Origin of the sequence: Bacteroides sp. 51, assembly GCF_010500965.1 — a bacterium.
Classification (GTDB): Bacteria; Bacteroidota; Bacteroidia; order Bacteroidales; family Bacteroidaceae; genus Bacteroides.
Genome location: NZ_QVMI01000032.1, coordinates 31,799 through 52,707, shown reverse-complemented (window position 1 = coordinate 52,707; position 20,909 = coordinate 31,799). Strand labels below are relative to the sequence as shown.

Annotated in this window: 13 protein-coding genes; 4 read left to right on the top strand and 9 right to left on the bottom strand. The window is 43.2% G+C overall.

Features of this window, described 5'->3' with window-relative positions; genetic code table 11:
• Window positions 1-288 precede the first annotated feature (288 nt).
• The 9 genes from D0T87_RS19170 to D0T87_RS19130 all read right to left on the bottom strand — a co-directional run bounded on the left by D0T87_RS19170 (window position 289) and on the right by D0T87_RS19130 (window position 14,129).
• Entirely contained in the window at window positions 289-3,723 is a 3,435-nt protein-coding gene (locus D0T87_RS19170; protein ID WP_163177068.1) for a hypothetical protein, read from the bottom strand.
• A gap of 10 nt (window positions 3,724-3,733) precedes the next feature.
• Entirely contained in the window at window positions 3,734-4,789 is a 1,056-nt protein-coding gene (locus tag D0T87_RS19165) for a fimbrial protein (protein WP_163177066.1), read from the bottom strand.
• A 42-nt stretch (window positions 4,790-4,831) separates the two neighbouring features.
• Complete coding sequence (locus D0T87_RS19160; protein ID WP_163177064.1) at window positions 4,832-5,227, bottom strand: DUF4469 domain-containing protein; 396 nt, start codon at window positions 5,225-5,227, stop codon at window positions 4,832-4,834.
• A gap of 285 nt (window positions 5,228-5,512) precedes the next feature.
• Entirely contained in the window at window positions 5,513-7,969 is a 2,457-nt protein-coding gene (locus D0T87_RS19155) for a Calx-beta domain-containing protein (RefSeq protein WP_163177062.1), read from the bottom strand.
• 21 nt (window positions 7,970-7,990) lie between these two features.
• Window positions 7,991-9,859 (bottom strand): OmpA family protein, encoded by a 1,869-nt coding sequence (locus D0T87_RS19150; RefSeq protein ID WP_163177060.1) that lies wholly within the window; start codon window positions 9,857-9,859, stop codon window positions 7,991-7,993.
• A 23-nt stretch (window positions 9,860-9,882) separates the two neighbouring features.
• Window positions 9,883-10,479: a DUF3575 domain-containing protein gene (locus D0T87_RS19145; RefSeq protein ID WP_163177122.1), complete on the bottom strand. Its 597-nt coding sequence runs from the start codon at window positions 10,477-10,479 to the stop codon at window positions 9,883-9,885.
• A 28-nt stretch (window positions 10,480-10,507) separates the two neighbouring features.
• Window positions 10,508-11,422 carry a FimB/Mfa2 family fimbrial subunit gene (locus D0T87_RS19140; protein WP_163177058.1) on the bottom strand — a complete coding sequence of 305 codons (915 nt, stop codon included), beginning with the start codon at window positions 11,420-11,422 and terminating at the stop codon, window positions 10,508-10,510.
• Between the two features lie 102 nt (window positions 11,423-11,524).
• On the bottom strand, window positions 11,525-12,712 hold the full coding sequence (locus D0T87_RS19135; RefSeq protein WP_163177056.1) for a FimB/Mfa2 family fimbrial subunit: 1,188 nt from the start codon (window positions 12,710-12,712) through the stop codon (window positions 11,525-11,527).
• Window positions 12,713-13,211: 499 nt separating this feature from the next.
• A complete protein-coding gene (locus D0T87_RS19130; RefSeq protein WP_163177120.1) occupies window positions 13,212-14,129 on the bottom strand; it encodes a site-specific integrase in 918 nt (305 codons plus the stop codon).
• A gap of 673 nt (window positions 14,130-14,802) precedes the next feature.
• Here D0T87_RS19130 and radA point away from each other — a divergent pair.
• The 4 genes from radA (at window position 14,803) to D0T87_RS19110 (ending at window position 20,781) form a co-directional block, all read left to right on the top strand.
• A complete protein-coding gene (radA, locus tag D0T87_RS19125; protein WP_163177053.1) occupies window positions 14,803-16,170 on the top strand; it encodes a DNA repair protein RadA in 1,368 nt (455 codons plus the stop codon).
• A 13-nt stretch (window positions 16,171-16,183) separates the two neighbouring features.
• The gene (locus tag D0T87_RS19120) at window positions 16,184-17,743 is read left to right on the top strand and encodes an NAD(P)/FAD-dependent oxidoreductase (protein WP_163177051.1); all 1,560 of its coding nucleotides are present in this window, start codon (window positions 16,184-16,186) and stop codon (window positions 17,741-17,743) included.
• Complete coding sequence (locus tag D0T87_RS19115) at window positions 17,740-18,312, top strand: LuxR C-terminal-related transcriptional regulator (RefSeq protein ID WP_163177118.1); 573 nt, start codon at window positions 17,740-17,742, stop codon at window positions 18,310-18,312. Before D0T87_RS19120 ends, D0T87_RS19115 begins: the two co-directional genes overlap by 4 nt.
• 81 nt (window positions 18,313-18,393) lie before the next feature.
• A complete protein-coding gene (locus D0T87_RS19110; RefSeq protein WP_163177049.1) occupies window positions 18,394-20,781 on the top strand; it encodes a TonB-dependent receptor in 2,388 nt (795 codons plus the stop codon).
• The last annotated feature ends 128 nt before the right edge of the window (window positions 20,782-20,909 follow it).

The window sequence follows — 20,909 nt, the reverse complement described above, 5'->3', positions numbered from 1 at the left end:
CTTTATATAACTTATATCCTCTCATGACTAACGGCTCCGACCCATCATATGCAAACTTCCCTACCGTGTTGTCGAAAAAAATCCCCGGTACAGGCCACGCCTGACCCCTCCCGGGGAGCAACAAAACAACTTTTTTAGAAACATCGTGATATCACATCATGGATGTTTCATATGCTAACACGACAACCATCTGCCTTATCAGATGGCAGAAGTTTCATATATAGTGGAGTCTAATTCTCTCCGGCGCAAAGAGGGACAAAGCGCCGGAGGAGAATGTCTTTAAATGAACTATTTTTTCACACAACGTACCGACAATCCATCATAACGTTGTCTTCCTGTACATGACATACCTAAATGTCCGGTATTTCCACTTCCATAGCTATGTGTATGCCACATAGTGCTAGTAGCTCTTGGCGAACTTGTTTGAGTCCATTCAATATAATCGCCACTGAAAGACGTAGTCGATCGGTAACCTGCCATTGGGAAGAATACAGATGCATTGGTATAATCATTATACATCAACAATCCTTCGGTAGCCCGGTCGGGACCTGATCCTACCGTCCGCACACCTATTGTTGCTAATTTATCGTAATAACCATCGGCCAGGCGTCCCCACACAAAGGTTGTACCAACAGCACTACCAGAACCACTGTTTGCCGGCGAACGGTTAAGGAAATAGCTATGTACAAACTGCTCATCGGTAGGTGTAAAATATCCACTAGGACATGGTTCATTGGCATCATCCCAATTGCCCGATTTATAACCAGTGCCCATAGAAGTTCCTGTTTTAGAATTATCCGGATAGTAAGCAATAAAGCTGTTCCACTTAAAGAAGTAACCGGTTTTCGATGGATAATCGACAAAGCGCCCTCCATTCTTACCCAAAGATATTCCAGCGGTATTAAAGCCACCATTAGGCTCCGTCAAATTGTATGGCGAGAATTTAACCGCACCGGTACGGGTACCCAGTGCCCTATCATCATCAGGTCCATACAAATAGTCGGCAGCCTCACCCTGACGAACGAAGAACAAAGCAGAACCCCTGTTGGCAGTCCAGGTATTATTATTATAGTCCTTAATACGCTTAGTTATAGAGATCAGCCCATATCGAGGCTGGCTGGAAGCACTGGCTAAGGTGCTCTTCATTCCAATCCGGAAGATAACATTACCGGTGCCCGTTACCACACCTCCAAAAGTTTCTTCAACTTCCGTATCACTATTCGGATTGGCAGGCCGTGGTTTTCCATCAATCTTAATCCAGTCATGACCACTAATAATACGAGCAGTCCACTCTTCACCGGCAAGATGCTCACCAAAGATGTATCTTGGCTCAGTTTCGTTCCACCTATGGAATGATCCTGCATATCCTTCATTCCAAACCGCGGGTTCAGCCGGAGATTGATAAACCGTCATCGGCACATCAGGGAAATATGACTTATCTATATTCTTGCATTTAAAGACTAACGAGCCACAGTTTAAATCTCCATTACCCGAGTTTTTCGTAGCACTTGACTTCAATTTGAAAGAACCCAGATTCACTGTATTTCCACTACCGGAAGTGGTACCTGCCACAACAGAATAACGACTGCTGATTATTACGAAATCAGTAGCTTCCCACTGTACATACGCACCTTCCGAGTTATCGAACAGCAGAGCCAAGTGGTCACTTTCAATCAATACTTTTGGAGAAATATAAATATCTGTCATATTCCAACGGAACTCAAATCCCTTTTGTGTACCTGTACTTTCATAACACCCAATATCAGTACCGTTATGGTGACGTGGATTTCCATAGATATCCTGTTTATTGACAGCAAGCATAGCTGGCGTAACATTATCAAAAGACGCCTGATCACCACGAGCCAGCTGGGGAGCACGATTCGGAGTCGACGTATTCACAGAATAATAAGGCACAGCAGCATTTGTCGTTTGATTAAAATGCGGTCCCGGAACAGAAATAGTAGCGTTTGTAAACCACGCATTATTTGTGGCATTCAACGGATAGTTTGTTCCGGTAGGAGCAGTAGCTCCCTGGAAAGCACAGTAATTAACCGTTCCCGCCGTGGAAACACTACCGGCATTACCCCAGTAAATACTATTAAGTAACGTTCCAGAGAATACAGAAGAAGCTGTAGCCGTATTATTAGCAATAGTTGCATTGACCAGTTTCCCTGTAGCAGTAACCGCAACACCTTTATTATTACGACTAGCCAATACATTGGTAGCAACTCCATTAGATACGGACAATGCATAAGTTGCAGCCAACGATGTCTGCTGATCAATTTCAACCGCATTAAGCCATGCAGTAGAGTGTGAAACAGCAACCAGGGCATCGCTTGCACTTCCGGTACCACTTACTATAAATCCATCAAGGACGGTATTCTCTTTAGTTAATTTGACATTTCCCGTACCAACAGTAAGACGTGTTTTATAGGTCGACAAATCCCGGCCTGCTGATGCATAAACTGCACTAACTGCATCGCTAGCAGCAAGTTCTGTTCCTTTTTCGCCTTTCCATCCACCATATATCTTTATATTGGCAGGTATGTCCAGACTTTCACTGTACACCAAGCTCGATCCACCAGCCACAAGGATACCATTCACCGTTTTGCCGGCAGTTTTCAACAATCCGGCTTTCGTTATCGCTGCATTAATATTAGGAAGCGGATCACTCCACGACAAGCCATTACCTGTAGCATCCTTCTTCACATATAGCCAGTTTTGATATCCTGCACCAACGGTCGACTCCATGCCTACACCTTCCCAGTTCAGAACGCTTGTTTTGAACTCCAAACCATCATTCACAGTAATCTCAACTTCCAGTACTTTATTACACTGAGCTACAATCGAGATCTCTTCTTGTTTATCGAACATTGTGCCTCCGGTACGTTCAAGGATCACTTCAACCCCCATCTTCACCCCCACAAGGTCAGTCGGAGTAGCCGATGTATAAGCATCTCCCCGGTGAGCAGGTATGATAAACGAAATCACTTCCGTTCCTTTATAAGACGTACTATTGGCAACCTCCAATGTAACAGGTGCTTCCAAGCCTTTGGACAGTGTATCGGGATTAGCTGCACTTGGCAACAAATCGCCGGTATAACTGATGGTCGACGGAACGTAATGCAGCTTTATCTTATGCTTAGCCGACGACAGCTTGAAGTTGGGCGTTGTTTGCTTGATAATCAAATTCACTTTTGCCACCGTACGGTTAAGTTGAGCCGGCATAGTGACCAATGCGTTTGCCGATATAGTCGGAGTTAATTGATTATCCAGATACATTTCATGCGCATCCGAACTCTTGCCGCCCACCGGATAGGTTGGTTCATATTTATACAACGGCATTTCGGATATATGCTTACCTACTTCAGGTGCAATGATAGTTCCACCGTTTGGTGTAGACACCAAAGCCATATTCCATTTATGACCAGCCTCTACCTGAGCAGTAATCTTATCCGTTGTACGCTTCATATTCAGAATCTCTTTATAGAACTTCTTATCGTCAGTTCCGCCGAAATCATCATGAAAAGTGAACAATCGCATTGTCGGTATCTGCTCGGCTGCCGTTTCGCCCGCACGCGTCGAGAAGGCCATAGACAGGTTGTGCGTATCATCAGTCTTTTCGAATTCATCCGAACACGATAATACGGTAAGTAAGGATGTAGTCAACGCTACAGTCAACAACCTGGCCAAACCGGTTTTTCCTGTTACATATTGTCTCATATCGTAGTTTTTACTTAATCTCTAGTTTGTATGTAATGTTTGTACTATCCGATACATCACTACGCGTTGCCGGCGCAGTATCAGCACCCCGGCCCTCTATCGTAATGGTATACTGATAGGTGTGGTTACGCTCAATGACATAATCCGGCGTATGCGGATAATTCGTACTATAACGCGGATTTATCGCAATACTATAATACGTCGGAACTCCATTGTAGGTAGCACCTATAACCATAGTCGTAGCGTTTGCCGCAGCCGGAGCATTCTCCGGAATGTAATACTTCGTAGCATAATCAACCTTAGTTCCGGTTAATTTAGCCGATGTTGTACCTGTAAAAGTAGTTTGAGGCCAAAGCGTTGTTCCACTAGGGCAAGCTATGGACGACTGAGGAAAAACATACGAAGCCGAAGGCAGTTTCAGGAACTTAACCCCCGTAATCTTAATATCTGCCGTATTATCAATGCTCAATACATCAGACAGTTTGAATGCCAGTTCCACCCGCGCAATCTGGCGCCTTAACGGAATGACGAAGGGAGTTGTTTCACTACCCAATATATTAACAGAAAGCGACCCCGCCATTACCGGAGGATTACTTAAAACGAGATTCGTATGCGTACGCGTTTTACTTGTCAGACTTGCAATCGTCATATTACCGGCGATGGCAGCCATTCCCTTGGCAGCGTCGTCTGCCCAGTTGGCTATACAATAAATCTTTTTATTCCCTTGAGCTACTGTGATACGAAGTGTTTTAGTGGCATCATCCCACATCGAATTGTTTTCGCTTGTAGCATATACTTCGAACTGATCCGAGTTGTCTGCATTATAAATAAAGAACTTCACCGATTCTATTTTAGACTCATCGCCTATACCACCAACAGGGCTGCCCGTTCTTGAAGCCGGAGAATTCATATCATATACCTCATCCTGGGGTAATGTAACTTTAAGGGTTACAAGCCTTGGGTCTGCGGGTCCGTCGGCATTATCACTGCATGACGATAGTAGCGACATACAACATGCCACAAACACAACCGGACTAATCAATTTTATGTATATGCCTCTAAACATAAGTTTATTTTTTTGTGTAACAATCTAGTTATAAGTATAGGTTTATGATCTCGGAGAGGGTATGTTGCGCCTCTCACAATATATATCCATCAGAGTCATTGCTTTCACTTGCCATAGTACAGGGAAACGGTACACTTGCTCTTCGTCGGATTCTTCCTTTAACTGTAACGCCAGGCAGTAATGCCCCCGCTCTACATCGGGCAGTGTGATCAGTATTTGTTTCTCCGTATGTTTATATACCTCAAGTACGGGAATCATACTCTCCGGCTTTTCTGCCGGGCATAAGAAAAACTCTACCTGATCTTTGGGCCAGCACAACAGGTTGTGTCCGAAAATCAATACCGGCGCACAAGGTGTAATCGTTCCATCACGTTTTTGACTCAGAGGATCATAGACGCTCTCAATCACCGGAATATCAGCCAGCTTTGATACACTCATTTCTTTTATCTTTCTATTTGGGTTCTTATCACACTATCCCGATCACACGAAAAAAGAGACAATGAGCAGAGTATATAGAAAGACTAATCCAAAACGACGTAAACGACGTTTCCTACTTTCTTTGCGTTCCCATTCCAACTCTTCCACTGTTTTCACCCGGGAAGATTGCCAATGACGTGATGAATATGCCATAATCAAACAATTGTCAGCGATTATCCCCATTAATTTGATCTACCTCCGGCGCACCACCCTAGTGTGACAACGCCGGAAGAAGACCCGGTCTCATTATTTCCGTATAGTAAATTCAGCAACGCGTTCTGTTTCCGAAACAGTAATTGGTTGCGCCTTAGCAGGGTGATTAACCGATTTCACCTGCAACTTAACCAGTTTTTCTACTGCGTCCGTACTATATAGTACCACACCATTTATATTGGCCGAACTGTGGTTTCCGTCACCACTGATACGCAAGTCGTGGATGTTAGTAAAGACAAAGTCCTTACCTTCTTTAGCGCTTGCATCGGGCATTACGGCACAATTCACAACAATATCATTTCCTGTTACGTTGGTTTGCAATGCACCATCCGACGCACGAAGCAACGAAACGGTGAAGAATCCGGATACCGCACTGTTATTAATACGATGATCGCCCAACGAAGTTATAGCAACCTTAGCAGGCTGATCCACAACGATGCCACTACAACTTAACAAATCTCCATCGAATGCAAGATTAGAACCGCTAAGGTTGTGTATCTTATTGAAATTGATTACAACAGTTTTGGGCAATTCATAGCGGGTATCTTCCAACGTCTTCGCGCTAAAGGTAGCCCTCTGCTGACTGTTGGTAAAGATGGCACGGGGAGTCAGCCCCATGTCGAAGTCAAGCGCATCGGCCGTACCCTCACCATAAGTACCGTCAACAATGATATTAGCACCTGTAGAGTTGGTCAGAGGAGTACCGTCTGTTTTGAATAGTCCCAATTCATACAATATGTCTTTCGAACCTTCAATACCGCTTTCGGTACGTACCAGTTTTACGATAGCCTGGTGATCTTCGATAATGGCTTTGCCCACAGGCTTAACCAGATAGCTTTGTTGAACACCCGAAAGAGCCAGATCAAATTCTTTAATTCCTTCGACCAGGTTGTTGGCCTTAACTGCCACTTCAATATCTTGTTTAATTAAATAACGATCTGCTGTTCCACGAGATGGTGTAAACGATAACTTACCTTGTACCGGAGTGAAATTGTTTGTTGTTGTGGCGGATACTTCTCTTGTCTTATAATCTACACTTACAGGAATCGGCGCTCCTTCTTTTGTCGTGGCGTAACCAGTCAGGGTTACAGTAAATATTGCCGTAGCTATTCCATTAACAGGTTTGGTTATTTTTACATCTGATACATAAAGACCGTGGCCTAACTTAACGAGACGGCTGCCTGCACCAAGGAAGAGTACTTCGCCCGATGCAGCCGACAGCGCCTCACGATACATAGTTGGTTTATTATCTGTAATGAATCTATCGAATTCTTTATTTCCGGTAGCCGAGTACATGCTTACACGCCCTTCGGCAGAAGAAAGAAGCAAGATCTCACCATTGTTGGATACCTTAACATTATCGAAGTTTCCTTCTATGGTGCGGGTAAATTCAGCTTTCCCGGTAGAGGAGATACGAACGAACGAACCGCGACGGGCGTTTAGGTCGTAAGTAGTCACAACAGACTCTCCTGTACTGGCATTCATGCCTACGCCTGATACCACACCGGCACCAACACCCGAATATAAGGCGGTACCGTCTGTACGCAACAGTGCATAATATCCTTTGTTACCCGTTCCACCCAGAAGGATATTACCGTTACGGGCCACATTTAAATGGTTAAGTTTGGCATTCTCAGTAGCAGGGATTAGTGTTTTACCGAAAACGACATCACCTTCGGGACGTATTTTATAAACTACGCCACCATCAATAGGTGAGTTACCCGTCAACACAACAGAACCATCGTTGATATTAGCGCTCAATGCGGTAGCCTCAAAACGAACAGCGGGAAGCGGAGTGATATAGTAAGGTTTTCCTCTATCATCTAAACGGACGATAGCCGATTTTTCCTTATCTTTTGACGAAGAGAATACAGCACATACATACTCGGTAGTATTACCAAGCACCTCAAAATGAGCACAGTATCCACTCTCCACATTTCTATATTGATATAGTACTTTACCGTCTTTATCAACTTTCATAATAAAGCCTTGTCTGCCCGATGCTTTAGGTTCGGAACCGGATACTAACAGCGCGCCACTTCTTAACAAAGCGCCTTTCATAATTTCACTACCCTGCGAACCTGCATACACATTCGTAACAGTATTACCTGAACGGTTCATGATAACAACCCGGCCGCAGAGTGTTATATCTTTTTTGTCCTTTACTTTATTTACTACAGCCGACTGGCCTACGATCAACAAGCGATTATCATCCAATTCGGTCAACTGATTCACCGAAGCGAATCCTGTTAAAGGCATAGAGAAAACCACTTCACCTTCACGGTCAACCCAGGTGAGGTTAAACTTCTGGCCTTCCTTACCTACCATAGCTACTTCATCGCCGACTAATGGACATACATGTTCTATCTTATTGTTATCTCCATACTTTTTGTCGAAAACCACAGGCATATACTGAGCGTAAACCTGTGCCGTAGCCACCAGACCTAATACAAACACTGCTAAAGCTCTATGAATATTTGTCCTTTTCATATATTGTTTTATTATATTCTGTTACTTATTATATATTTCAACACGGCGGGCACGGCGGTTTACACGCACCCAATCAACACCACCTTCGGTCCAGGGATAACGAGACATTTCTTCGTTCACTTCCTTTTCGGAGAGTTTAAGTCGCCCATGACCGGTAACACTAAATGGAACCATTACTTTGTGCTGGCGCAAATAGTCGGATACGGCCATTGCCCTGCGCTCGGACAACTGATAGTTGTATTGCTCGCTACCGATTTCATCGGCATAGCCATCGAATACCAGTTCGTTGAATGCGTAGTGTCCCATTTCACTGATGAAGTGATTTAAACGATCTATAGATTCAGGAGACAATACATAAGAATCAAAATCGAAATAAAGGGTCAACAACAGTCCTTTCGGAGCATGTTCTTGCAACGTTACCGACTCGGGCACAACGGTTTCTGTCATACCGCTAAGTAATAGTTGTCCACCCATTACCGCTGCCTCTTCGCTCATTCCATAGAAAGGTTGGCCTTGTTCTGCACCCAACTCTTCGATTGTGCGTAAGAAATAGATATCATCGCGCGATAAAGGGTCGCGATCGGAAACAAAGTAGGCAGTGTGCAGAGTTAACGGGCACATATAATAATCGTTAAAAACCGAGTTCACCGGATAAGGGAAATGAATCACTCCCCCAGGAACAACTCCATCTTTATCGTAGAACGTACTAAATAAATCGTACCCTCCGTAGCCCGGCAGTCCGTTGGATGAGAAGATTAAACGGTCATCATATAGTACCGGAAAAATCTCATCGCCTTCGGTATTTACCTGTGGACCTAGGTTTACAGGAGTACTCCATTCGCCGGCATATCCATCATAGTGAGTTACATAAAGGTCGAACCCTCCGTAACCACCTGGCATATCGGATGCAAACAACAATGAATTACCATCATTGTAAAGATATGGATGAGCATAAGAGAACCCGGATTCCTGTGGGAAAATAGGTTGATACTTAGAGTATCTGTTTCCTCTATGCTTCAATGTCGAGTAAAGTAGTTGTGTCCGGAAAGGACGTGTTGCCTTGTCAGCTACATCAACAGTTGTTTTAGTCTTGCCATATTCAAGTACTGTAGTGACCATCATGCGCATATCGGGCGAGAAAGAAAGAGGCCCGTTCTGCAGGTCGACAGGTATACGGCGGAAATATTCATAATAACGAGGAGTTTTACCCTTTTTCGGTTTGGAGTCAGCATCTTCCATCTCTTCCTCATCAGTTTCATCCAGCGCATAATAGTGGGTGCGGTGGAAGAATAGTTTGCCGGGATCATTAAAATCACTAAAGCTCATTGCATAGAAAGGCTTATTCCCATAATTCCCTACCCAGAATTCCGACTTAGGGCCATTGATGGATAGTTTCTTTGCAATATATCCCGGATCTTCAACGATAGCGTGTCGCATTGCGAGGGCGTCCAGTGTATTTTGATAGCGCTGGTAATGGCTATAAATATTCTTATATGCATTGTTGAGGCAAATGCCTTCGGCCTTTTTATCTTCTCCGATAAACCGTAGCGCATCTACATAGTTGCACAAATCGTCTACCGAGAACAGGTCGTCGTTTATCTCTAACGCTTTTTCATAGTGCTCGGATGAGCTGGCATAATTGCGTAGCATGAAATATAAACGTGCGGTCTTCATGTGCATGGATGCTCTGTTCAACTCGCTCTCTTCACGTTTAATAGCTGTTTCATACTGCGACATTGCCTTATCAAACTTCTGCCTGATAAAGTTCCGGTCCGCCCGCCTTTCGGTGTGGCTGGTGTTCCTTTCCTGGGCTACCGCAGGAATGGTTCCCACGAGTAAGAAAAGAAACGCAATAGCAGACAGGAAAATCTGTGTTTTCTTCTTTGTCATTTCAGCAATTTTTATTCGTAACATTAACGGAATATGTTGTACACAAGGTGCACACCGAATTTCGTTGGCCCAATCCACTTACGGGTTTTCTTCTGCTCTAAAGGATAGTTTACGTACTCTCCACCCAAAGGGTATTTATCGTATTGAAGATGAGCATATCCCAAACCAATATTCAGGTCTAAAGCCCAACGGGTTCCAAAAGCAAATTTATAACCGGTTGATACACCTCCGGAAACACCCCATCCTTTACGGCGGGTACTTTGTGCCATATCGTCATTTTTCAGCAACCCGATGTTGAAATTACCATACATGGCATAAGGACCTACATAGAATCCATCCCAGGAATCGTTGGTATAGTAGTTGCGAGGATCTAAATAATAGCGCGCCTCGATAGTACCTTGGAATATACGAAACACCTCTTCGTTCTTTTTAAACAGATAAGGCATCCATAGCACATCAGCATTTAAGGTTACCTGACGAGTCAGTGTATACTCGAAACCGACATTAGGAGAACCGGTAAGCCATAACGGGGTATTTATCTTTATGCTTTGAGCTGAGACTATGGTTGTCATAGCGCTCAACACGGCTACACCTAGTATATATCTTATGACTGTCTTTATTTTCATACTTCTCTTTATTTTTTATATTTTACCACACGCCTACTTCTCCGCCAGTCTTAATATCTTCATCCCAGCCTACAAGCTGAATGGTAGTAATAAGATACCGGTCTACTTCAATAATAAGACGCTTACCATAATACAGACGATAAGGAATATATGTGTCCGGATCGGCAACACCAACTGGTATTCTTGCGATCTGCGTTCCGCCTGAATCAAAGAACATAAAGTTCAAGGTCTTGTAGCTATTTTCTACTGAAGGGAAATAACGATGATCCACTTCCAGCACTCCTCCCGCAAGGGATATGGTGCTCAAATCATTTGTATGTTTCATAACGTCTCCCTCTGCAATATATGTCGTCAGCGTATCGTGTTTAAGATACTGTTTGGTAGCGACTCCTTCGGCAAGCAGGTCTATACTTGCAAGATTGGTTATATCGAATGGGAAGTTCTTAAAACGTACGGTTATCCGCCCCACATATCGTTCGATAGCTGCCGTATCGGAAACCAGAATTCCCGGATGCTTAACCGTATGTTCGAGGATATCGAAAAAGACGTCCGACGGCTGCGAATAGGAGTCTCCTGTTTCATGACTAAGCAAACTAAAAGCAGAAGTTTCATATGAATTTTCGTCCGAAAATGCAACCCCATCGGTATTTGCATAGCAGTATACTTTATAATCACCTACAGGAAGACGGAAAGTAAAAAGACCTAAGGGAATTTTGGTATCATGCGTTGAGGTTGAGGTCGATTTATCGCCCACCAACAGACCCGATTTATCGTATACCATCACCCGGCAACCATCAATAGTCTTATCTTTTACTTCTGGAATATAAACTATATAGTTGGTTTCGTCTACGAAATAATCATAAGTACATGCTGTATACGAAAATATACTCGCAATGCATGCTGTAAAAAACACTATGAGAAGCCATTGTTTTCTCATGCTTCAATTTATTTCATTAGTATTAAGCTTTCCGGTGCCCGGGCAGATAAAACAACCTGCCCGAGTGCCGGGAAAGTGAAAATTATTCAGGACTTAAGTAGCTTACAGTTCAATAGGATCTGAAGTCAGAATATTTTGTCCCCAAGGCTTAGGAGTATTAACAGTGATTTCCAATCCACCATACTCTATAATTACTGGAGGAGGCTCTGGCAGACCACCAGTTTGAAGTATCACGTCAACTTCACGAATGTTATTCGGAGTAAACACTTCATTAATCTGTCCATACCAGAATACAGGAGCGCCAACAGCAGCTGCAGCACCACCAACATAGTGATGACCAGCTTTCGCAATACCACAAATAACGATGAAATATGGTTTAGAAGCCTTAGCCCCAGTGGTAGCATTAGTTGCACGACCATCATTGTTAGGATATACAATCACGTCTTTCCACCATCCATAATTACCACTCAGATAATCATTGTTATTAGATACGTTCGAATAAGCACCTACAACAGAAAGAGCATTAGTAGATATTGAAACCACTGTATTAGGATTTCCGCCGCTGGTTTTAACACCTCCAGTGTCACCTTCACGAATACTCATTTGTTCGGGCAGATTGTAAAGCATAACGGCTGCTTTTGCATCAGAGAAATCAACGTTTCCGACCACATCGGGATAACTCTTCTGATCCAGACGTACACGCATCATTGATACTTCGCGTTTTAAGTCTAAAGTGGCAGTAGCAGGTGCATTAGAAGCTATAACAACACCTGTTTGATAACCCATAAACACTTCCGAAGGTTGTGTGTGTGGAGTAAGACCTGCAAGGTCAGTCTCTGCTTTACTACCGGCTGTAACAGCAGGAGTCCAACTTCCAGTTGCATGCTTGATAGCCAGGTTTGCAACATTTTGTTGATACACATTGGCTACAGACCAATTTTTCAGTCCTTCTGATGTAGTTGTAAATACAGCATCATTATCACTTTGAGCATTAGCCACAGCAACAAGTGTATAAGTGGCAGCAGGAACAGTAGCATAAGTATATTTTCTTGTTGCTTCCGCACCATTACCCGGAACTTCTATTGCCGACCAGGCAATCTTACCAGTGTTATCATACAAAAAGAACTGGATTTGTTTGATATTACTCCAGCTTGTTGAAGGAATAGCAGTAGATGGTGCTCTGGTTCCCTTGCTTGAGTCATCAAATCTAATACTCAGTTCAAACGTTCCCGTCTTACCGGAAACATTCGCTGCGTCATCGTTCTGATCCGAGGAACAGGCCGTCATCATCAATGCAGCAACCAAGGACCATACATAAGCACTTTTTTTTCTCATAAAATCATTGTTTTAGTTTTCCATTAAATAAATAGTTCTCTCTTACTTATAATTGAATCAGATAGAATGTCAGCCATAGCATTAAATAAACATTGTATCTCCCCCGTTACTTTGTAAGTAACGGAAAAGGTCAATCAGAGGGGAAGGAAGCGTCTTTCCGCACATTTTATAAGAAAAAAGGATGTTCCTGACCGCCCGGTTGGGACAATAGAAGTTTTCCCCACATCTCATAAGAGACATGGGGATGTGGATTTTTTTATATCTTTTCGCTAGGTTTTAGTGGTACTAACAGCGTTTTTGGGGGCGTTAGCGTAAAAAAAGTGATTTTATATTGTGCACATTAAAAAATATATTTATATTTGCGACAAAATAATCACTTCTGTTACTTACAAAGTAACTACGTGTTTTTCCACTCATTTTCAATGAATTAGCATCACCGAATACTTCTTTAACCTTACTCTTCCGCAGACCGAATAAACGATACAATCTTACGATTCATCCTATTTATATCCTCCTCTCTAGAAGACTTAAAATAGGTTTCTGTAACCTTCACGGATGAATGTCCCATCGCATCACAAATCAGACTGGGATTGAAATTTTGTCTAACTGCCGTAGTCGCCCATGTATGTCGGGCCACATACGTACTAATACGCTCCTTAAGCTTCAGAGTGCGTGCTACCTGCGATAACCGGTAATTAAGAGAACGCAACATATTTGCATACTGCTTGTACTCTCCCCTACCCGGCTGTTTAATTATCGGAAAAAGAAAAGGGGACTCCGGGTCTGCATTTTCATTACGCCGGATGATTTCCATTGCCTCTTTACTTACAGCAACCGTGAGTCTACGACCAGTCTTATGACGGCGGTACGTTATTACATTCCCCTGTAAATCACACCGCCGCAAATAAGCCAGATCGACAAACGACATACCCCTGAAAAGGAATAGCAACACAAACATGTCACGACTGAAAGCCTGTTTAGAATCTAATGAGGTGTCTTCCATCATTAGCTTACGCATGGTTTCAGGCTTAACGGCACGTTTCACCTTGCTGTCAACGCCCGTATATACCTTATTAAATAGACGAGGTACATATGGGGCCACATCGTAATCTATTGCCTGATTGTAGACAGACCGTAGCGTTCGCATGTAAGTTGAAATGGTGTTCCACGTCAACTGATCAGCAAGAAGTCTTTTCTCAAATCTCATCAACCACTCAGGAGTCATCTGGTGGAAAGTTATATCCCTTCCTTCCATAAAACTGCTGAGCCTATTGAGGGTGCTCCGATAAACGTGGGCTGTGCCATCACGTTGTTCGCGAACAAGTCCCTCAATCAATCTCTCCATAAATTGAGTTAAAAATACTTTTTTCATTTCTCGTTCGTACTGTTTTACAATATAGTTAATCATCATACAGTTTTACCGATCTACTGCAAATATTGTTTAAACCGTAAAAACTGCATGACACATTAAAGTATCGCGCAAATTGCTCCACTGCCTAAATGAACTATTTAAACACAGTTCACTAAGCTTCACACCCGGATACAGTTCACTCCCGTGACACAATAGCCGGACGGCAACAATTACCACTATACTTTCATTTGAGATATCTGTCGATATTATCACGTCCTGGCAGACGCTCCTGACAATCATATTTCCGTACCTGGATCTAAAACCAGATACAACGATAATCAGAACACCAACATTTGTAGTTGCATTCTTTTTAGAATAACATCCACTCTTTCTTTTGCATGACATAACAAAATCATCATGTTACCAAAAAGACTGAACATTCATCTAATTGCAAGAATAAGTAGAGCACGACAAATATAAGCGAAATATAATGCAAAAACGAAAAAAGAGAAAAAATTATTCTATTTCACTGTATAAATAACCCAAAACAGGTCAAAATGTCGGTTTTTATATGTTTTAATACGGAAAAGGGGACTGTTGATGAGTTAAACACAAAGATACTATTTTTATTCGATGCACTTATAAGTCGTTACTTTTTCATGTATCTTTGTATCTTAAACAATAGAAGATCAAAATGGCTAAAGAGAAAACCGTATATGTATGCAGTAACTGTGGACAGGACTCTCCTAAATGGGTGGGTAAATGTGCATCGTGTGGCGAATGGAATACCTATGTAGAAGAGATCATACGGAAAGAAGCATCCAATAAACGGCCGGTATCAGGAATTGAGACTCCCAAAGCCAGACCTCTTGTGCTCAGCGATATTGAAGCGGGAGATGAGCCTCGCATTGATATGCATGACGAAGAGTTAAACCGTGTATTGGGAGGAGGGTTGGTACCAGGATCTTTAGTCTTGATTGGCGGTGAACCCGGAATAGGTAAGTCAACATTAGTACTACAGACGATATTACATATGCCGGACAAACGGATTCTTTATGTTTCCGGCGAAGAAAGTGCCCGCCAGCTCAAACTACGCGCCGACCGGCTGAGTAAAGAATCAAGCGATTGCCTTATTGTTTGCGAAACGTCATTGGAACAGATTTATGTGCATATTAAGAATACACAGCCGGATTTAGTTATTATAGATTCGATACAGACCATATCGACAGAAAGCATTGAATCTTCGCCGGGCAGTATATCGCAGGTGCGAGAGTGCTCGGCATCTATTCTGCGATTTGCCAAAGAGACTCACACCCCGGTATTGCTTATCGGGCATATAAATAAGGAGGGAAGCATAGCAGGTCCTAAAGTGCTGGAGCATATTGTAGATACGGTACTTCAATTCGAAGGCGATCAGCATTATATGTATCGTATTCTGCGTAGCATCAAGAATCGTTTTGGGAGTACGGCAGAATTAGGTATATACGAAATGCGGCAAGATGGTTTACGACAGGTGAGTAATCCATCGGAATTACTACTTTCGCAAGATCATGAAGGTATGAGTGGTGTTGCTATTGCATCGGCAATAGAAGGTGTACGTCCATTCTTGATAGAAACGCAGGCTTTGGTAAGTTCAGCCGTGTATGGTAATCCACAACGTTCATCAACAGGTTTTGATATTCGCCGGATGAATATGCTATTAGCTGTTCTTGAAAAAAGGGTGGGATTCAAACTGGCACAGAAGGATGTGTTCCTGAACATCGCCGGAGGATTAAGGGTAAATGACCCGGCAATAGACCTGGCTGTGATCAGTGCTATACTCTCATCTAATATGGATGTAGCGATTGAACCGGGAGTTTGTATGGCAGGTGAAATCGGATTATCCGGAGAGATTCGCCCGGTCAACCGTATTGAGCAACGCATAGGCGAAGCTGAAAAGCTTGGGTTTAAACAGTTTATCATGCCCAAATATAATCTGCAAGGGATAGATACAAAGAAACTAAAAATAGAACTGATACCGGTGAGGAAAGTAGAAGAAGCATTCCGGGCTATGTTCGGATGATTCACCATAAGCTATGATACAAGAACTCCAATTACGTATTCTGCCCGAGCAGGCAGCCAATGAGCAATCTATCAAACAGTACATTTCTCGTGAGAAGGGTATTGGTCTTAATGAGATAACAGCTATACGCATTTTAAAGCGTAGTATTGATGCGCGTCAGCGTACCATATATATTAATCTGAAGGTTCGGGTATATCAGAACGAGATGCCTGAGAAAGATGAGTATCAATATACGGTATATAAAAGTGTTGAGAATAAGCCGCAAGTTATTGTGGTTGGTGCTGGACCTGGGGGACTTTTTGCTGCGCTACGGCTCATTGAGTTAGGGCTTCGCCCTATAGTTGTTGAACGTGGCAGGAATGTTCGTGACCGCAGGAAAGACCTTGCACTTATCAGTAGGGAACATACGGTTAACCCTGAATCGAACTATAGTTTTGGAGAAGGAGGAGCAGGCGCTTATTCCGATGGAAAACTCTACACCCGTAGCAAGAAAAGAGGAAATGTCGATAAAATACTAAACGTGTTTTGTCAGCATGGCGCTTCACCAAGTATATTGGTTGATGCCCATCCGCATATCGGAACAGACAAGCTTCCGCGGGTGATAGAAAACATACGTAATACCATTATAGAATGTGGTGGAGAGGTGCACTTCGAGACACGTATGGATGCACTTATCATCGAAGATAAAGAAGTTAAAGGGATTGAAACGAATACCGGAAAGACTTTCTTTGGCCCGGTTATTCTTGCTACCGGACATTCCGCACGTGATGTTTATCGCTGGTTAGTCAGCAGCCAGGTAGAGGTAGAAGCCAAAGGCATTGCCATAGGAGTTCGCCTGGAGCATCCGGCGGAAATCATTGATCAGATACAATATCATAATAAGAATGGTAGAGGTAAGTATCTTCCTGCTGCCGAGTATAGTTTCGTCACTCAGGTGGAAGGCAGAGGGGTGTATAGTTTCTGCATGTGCCCCGGTGGATTTATTGTTCCTGCTGCCAGTGGGCCCGAACAGGTTGTGGTCAATGGCATGTCTCCATCCAACCGGGGATCACGTTGGAGCAACTCCGGCATGGTTGTGGAGATACATCCCGAAGATATTAGTGACAATCCTTCAGTTCTTTCCGTTCTGGAATTCCAGGAAGAACTTGAACGATCTTGCTGGCAACAAGGAGGTATGAAGCAGATTGCCCCGGCGCAACGTATGGCCGACTTTACACGTAAGAAATTGAGTTTCGACCTACCGGACAGTTCGTACAGCCCAGGACTAATATCTTCTCCGCTACACTTTTGGATGCCGGAGTTTATTACGAAACGTTTATCTGCCGGACTCCAGCAGTTTGGCAAAACAAGTCACGGTTTTCTTACGAATGAAGCTGTTATGATCGGTGTGGAAACCCGCACTTCGGCCCCGATACGGATTATACGCGACCGGGAGACGTTGCAACATATCACTATCAAAGGATTATTTCCCTGCGGAGAGGGTGCCGGTTATGCAGGAGGTATTGTCTCGGCTGGTATGGATGGCGAACGGTGTGCCGAAGCAGTGGCCGCTTATATGGAATCAAACGTATAAATATATCTATGGAAATTGCAATAATCACTCCCGACACCCTATCTGCCGTAGGAATAAGAGAGCTTCTTAAAGAACTTGGCCCCAACAATACAGTCCGTACATTTCCCGACTTCGGAACATTTGCCGATGATACACCCGATATGTATACCTGGTACTTTGTTTCTTCACAAACCTATGTTCTGTATAATGCTTTCTTTCTGCCTCGCAAAGAGAAGACGGTTATCTTGATGCACGGCGTCGGTGGTACTGCACTACCGGCAAGCAATCATATTCTCAATATCTTTCTGCCTGAGAAAAAGCTAAAAGCAGAACTGATTAAATTCCTATCCGGCAACTCACCTCTTCCTACTCCGGAAGAAGGCCGAGACCTCTCTACCCGCGAAATTGAAGTACTCGTACTCGTAAGCAAAGGATATATCAACAAAGAAATCGCAGATAAACTCAATATCAGCCTGACAACTGTTATCACTCATCGCAAGAATATTACAGAGAAACTAGGAATCAAATCCGTATCAGGACTCACAATGTATGCTGTAATGAACGGATATGTAGAAGCCGACAGAATATAATTCTACCATATCCTCATAAATTAGGATTGCATATTTTCCTCATTTACCGTTACTTTGCAGCGATTAAATAATCAAAAGCAAATGAAAAAGAACAGCATCCTAATCGCCTTATCATTATTATTGCTAACCAGCAACGTACAAGCAGATGAACTCCTTAAAGACACACTACGAGTGGTCGATGTGGAAGAAATTGTTGTGATTGCCAGTCCTAAAGAGAACCGCAAACTGCGCGAGCAGCCCACAGCCGTTACGTTGTTGTCGCAACAGGACATGCAAGCCAATCAGGTAACTTCCATCAAAAGCCTGACCGGTTTGGTTCCCAACATATTTATTCCAGACTATGGTTCCAAATTAACCTCCGCTATCTATATTCGTGGAATCGGTTCGCGTATCAATACCCCATCGGTAGGTTTGTATGTAGACAATGTTCCCTACATAGACAAATCTGCTTTCGATTTCAATTATGCAGATATTGAGCGTATTGAAGTACTCCGTGGACCGCAAGGAACGCTTTACGGACGTAACACAATGGCAGGATTAATACGTGTACACACCAAATCGCCATTCAGTTATCAGGGTACGGACGTAAGGTTGAGTGCCGGAACACACAATCAGTATTCTGCATCACTGACTCGCTACCATCGTATTTCCGATAAGTTTGCTTTTTCTGCCGGAGGGTTCTATGGCTATTCGGGTGGATTCTTCAAGAACAGCTTCAACAATAAGAAGATAGACGATGTGAATGAAGCAGGCGGACGTATGCGGGCCATCTACTTCCCTACTGAGAATCTGAAAATCGACCTCACAGTAAACTACGAATATAGTGACCAAGGCGGATATCCGTACTTTTATACAGGAACGGTTGACCCTGCGAAAGAAGAACGTTCTGAATATATCGGCAAGATATCTATCAAGGACAACAGTAACTACCGTCGCAACCTGTTGAATACGGGTTTGAACATTGAATACCAGGCAAACAGCTTCATTCTAAGTGCCGTAACCGGATATCAGCATATGAAAGACCGCATGTTCCTGGACCAGGACTTCACCGAACTGGACTTATTTAATATTGAACAAAAACAGAAGCTCAATACGATCTCAGAGGAGATTGTATTCAAATCTAAGCCCGGCAGAAACTGGCAATGGGCCACAGGAGCCTTCGGGTTTTATCAATGGCTGAAAACTGATGCACCGGTTACATTTAAAAGAGATGGAATAGAGCAAATGATTGAGAATAATGTAAATAATATCTTTGCCGGTATACCATTTCCGCAGATGGGTATGGCTGTAAATAACAACCCGCTTCTTGTTAATGATAGGATGGATACACCCACGTTAAACGGCGCTATATACCACCAATCTACATTCAACAATATTCTGACAAAGGGTTTATCATTCACCGTCGGACTACGTCTGGATTATGAAAAGAACAGTATAAAATACGATTGCAATAGCAGTATAGATTATGATTTCAATATAGCTTTTCCGGGAAGACCGATCCCAGGTATAGCTATTCCTAACATTTCATCTCCGGCAAGTCTTACGGGCAAACTGGATCATGATTATGTCCAGCTTCTTCCTAAGTTTGCGCTTCAATATGAATGGAAAAAGAATAATAGCGTATATGCTACAGTTTCGCGTGGATACCGTTCGGGAGGATATAATGTACAAATGTTCTCCGACCTTGTACGTGCAGAGCTTCAAAACTCAATGATCAATTCATTATTGGCTAGAGAGGAAATTCCGGCCAATATGCTACCTACAATCACGGAGTTAGTCGAAAAGCAGATTCAAGTAATTGACGTCAAAGGAGAATCCATGTACAAACCCGAATACACCTGGAATTACGAAGTAGGTTCCCACCTCACCCTATTCGATGGCAGACTTCTAGCCGACCTTTCCCTTTTCTATATGGACACCCGGGATCAACAAGTTTCGCATTTCGTGGAATCAGGTGCAGGCCGCATCACCGTCAATGCCGGGAAAAGTCGTAGCTATGGTGCAGAAGCCGCATTAAGAGCAAGCCTCACCAAAGCGCTCACCCTCAATGCATCTTACGGTTATACCCATGCTACGTTCAAGGATTATGAAACCATCGACAATAATAATGTTGCGGTGAACTACAAAGATAACTACGTACCGTTTACTCCAATGCATACCTTCAACCTCGGGGCACAATACCTTTTCAACATGGCTTCGCGCTGCTGGCTCGATCAAATCCAGATCGATGCCAACTACAATGGTGCAGCCCGCATTTACTGGACAGAGCAAAACAATGCCAGTCAACCATTCTATGGGACATTGAATGCGCGTGTGGCTTTCAACAAAGGGAATGGTCAGATCGCTCTTTGGAGCCGTAACACATTAAATAAGAAGTATGCTACGTTCTACTTCGAAAGTATGGGCAACGGATTCATGCAGAAAGGACGTCCCATACAAATAGGTATTGACCTGCGCTGCAACTTCTAGCGGGCATATTTTGTCTATGGATCTGTTCCAAAACCATTCTATGGTCATGTTACAGATCCTTCACTACGTTCTGAATGGCAGGGTTATTCTATTTTGAGATCTCTTAATTAATATAAGAATAAGGGGAG

Coding starts and splice junctions, on each gene's coding strand:
- D0T87_RS19170 (WP_163177068.1), bottom strand. CDS start 3,723: ATGAGACAATATGTAACAGGAAAAACCGGTTTGGCCAGGTTGTTGACT.
- D0T87_RS19165 (WP_163177066.1), bottom strand. CDS start 4,789: ATGTTTAGAGGCATATACATAAAATTGATTAGTCCGGTTGTGTTTGTG.
- D0T87_RS19160 (WP_163177064.1), bottom strand. CDS start 5,227: ATGAGTGTATCAAAGCTGGCTGATATTCCGGTGATTGAGAGCGTCTAT.
- D0T87_RS19155 (WP_163177062.1), bottom strand. CDS start 7,969: ATGAAAAGGACAAATATTCATAGAGCTTTAGCAGTGTTTGTATTAGGT.
- D0T87_RS19150 (WP_163177060.1), bottom strand. CDS start 9,859: ATGACAAAGAAGAAAACACAGATTTTCCTGTCTGCTATTGCGTTTCTT.
- D0T87_RS19140 (WP_163177058.1), bottom strand. CDS start 11,422: ATGAGAAAACAATGGCTTCTCATAGTGTTTTTTACAGCATGCATTGCG.
- D0T87_RS19135 (WP_163177056.1), bottom strand. CDS start 12,712: ATGATGACGGCCTGTTCCTCGGATCAGAACGATGACGCAGCGAATGTT.
- D0T87_RS19130 (WP_163177120.1), bottom strand. CDS start 14,129: ATGAAAAAAGTATTTTTAACTCAATTTATGGAGAGATTGATTGAGGGA.
- radA (WP_163177053.1), top strand. CDS start 14,803: ATGGCTAAAGAGAAAACCGTATATGTATGCAGTAACTGTGGACAGGAC.
- D0T87_RS19120 (WP_163177051.1), top strand. CDS start 16,184: ATGATACAAGAACTCCAATTACGTATTCTGCCCGAGCAGGCAGCCAAT.
- D0T87_RS19110 (WP_163177049.1), top strand. CDS start 18,394: ATGAAAAAGAACAGCATCCTAATCGCCTTATCATTATTATTGCTAACC.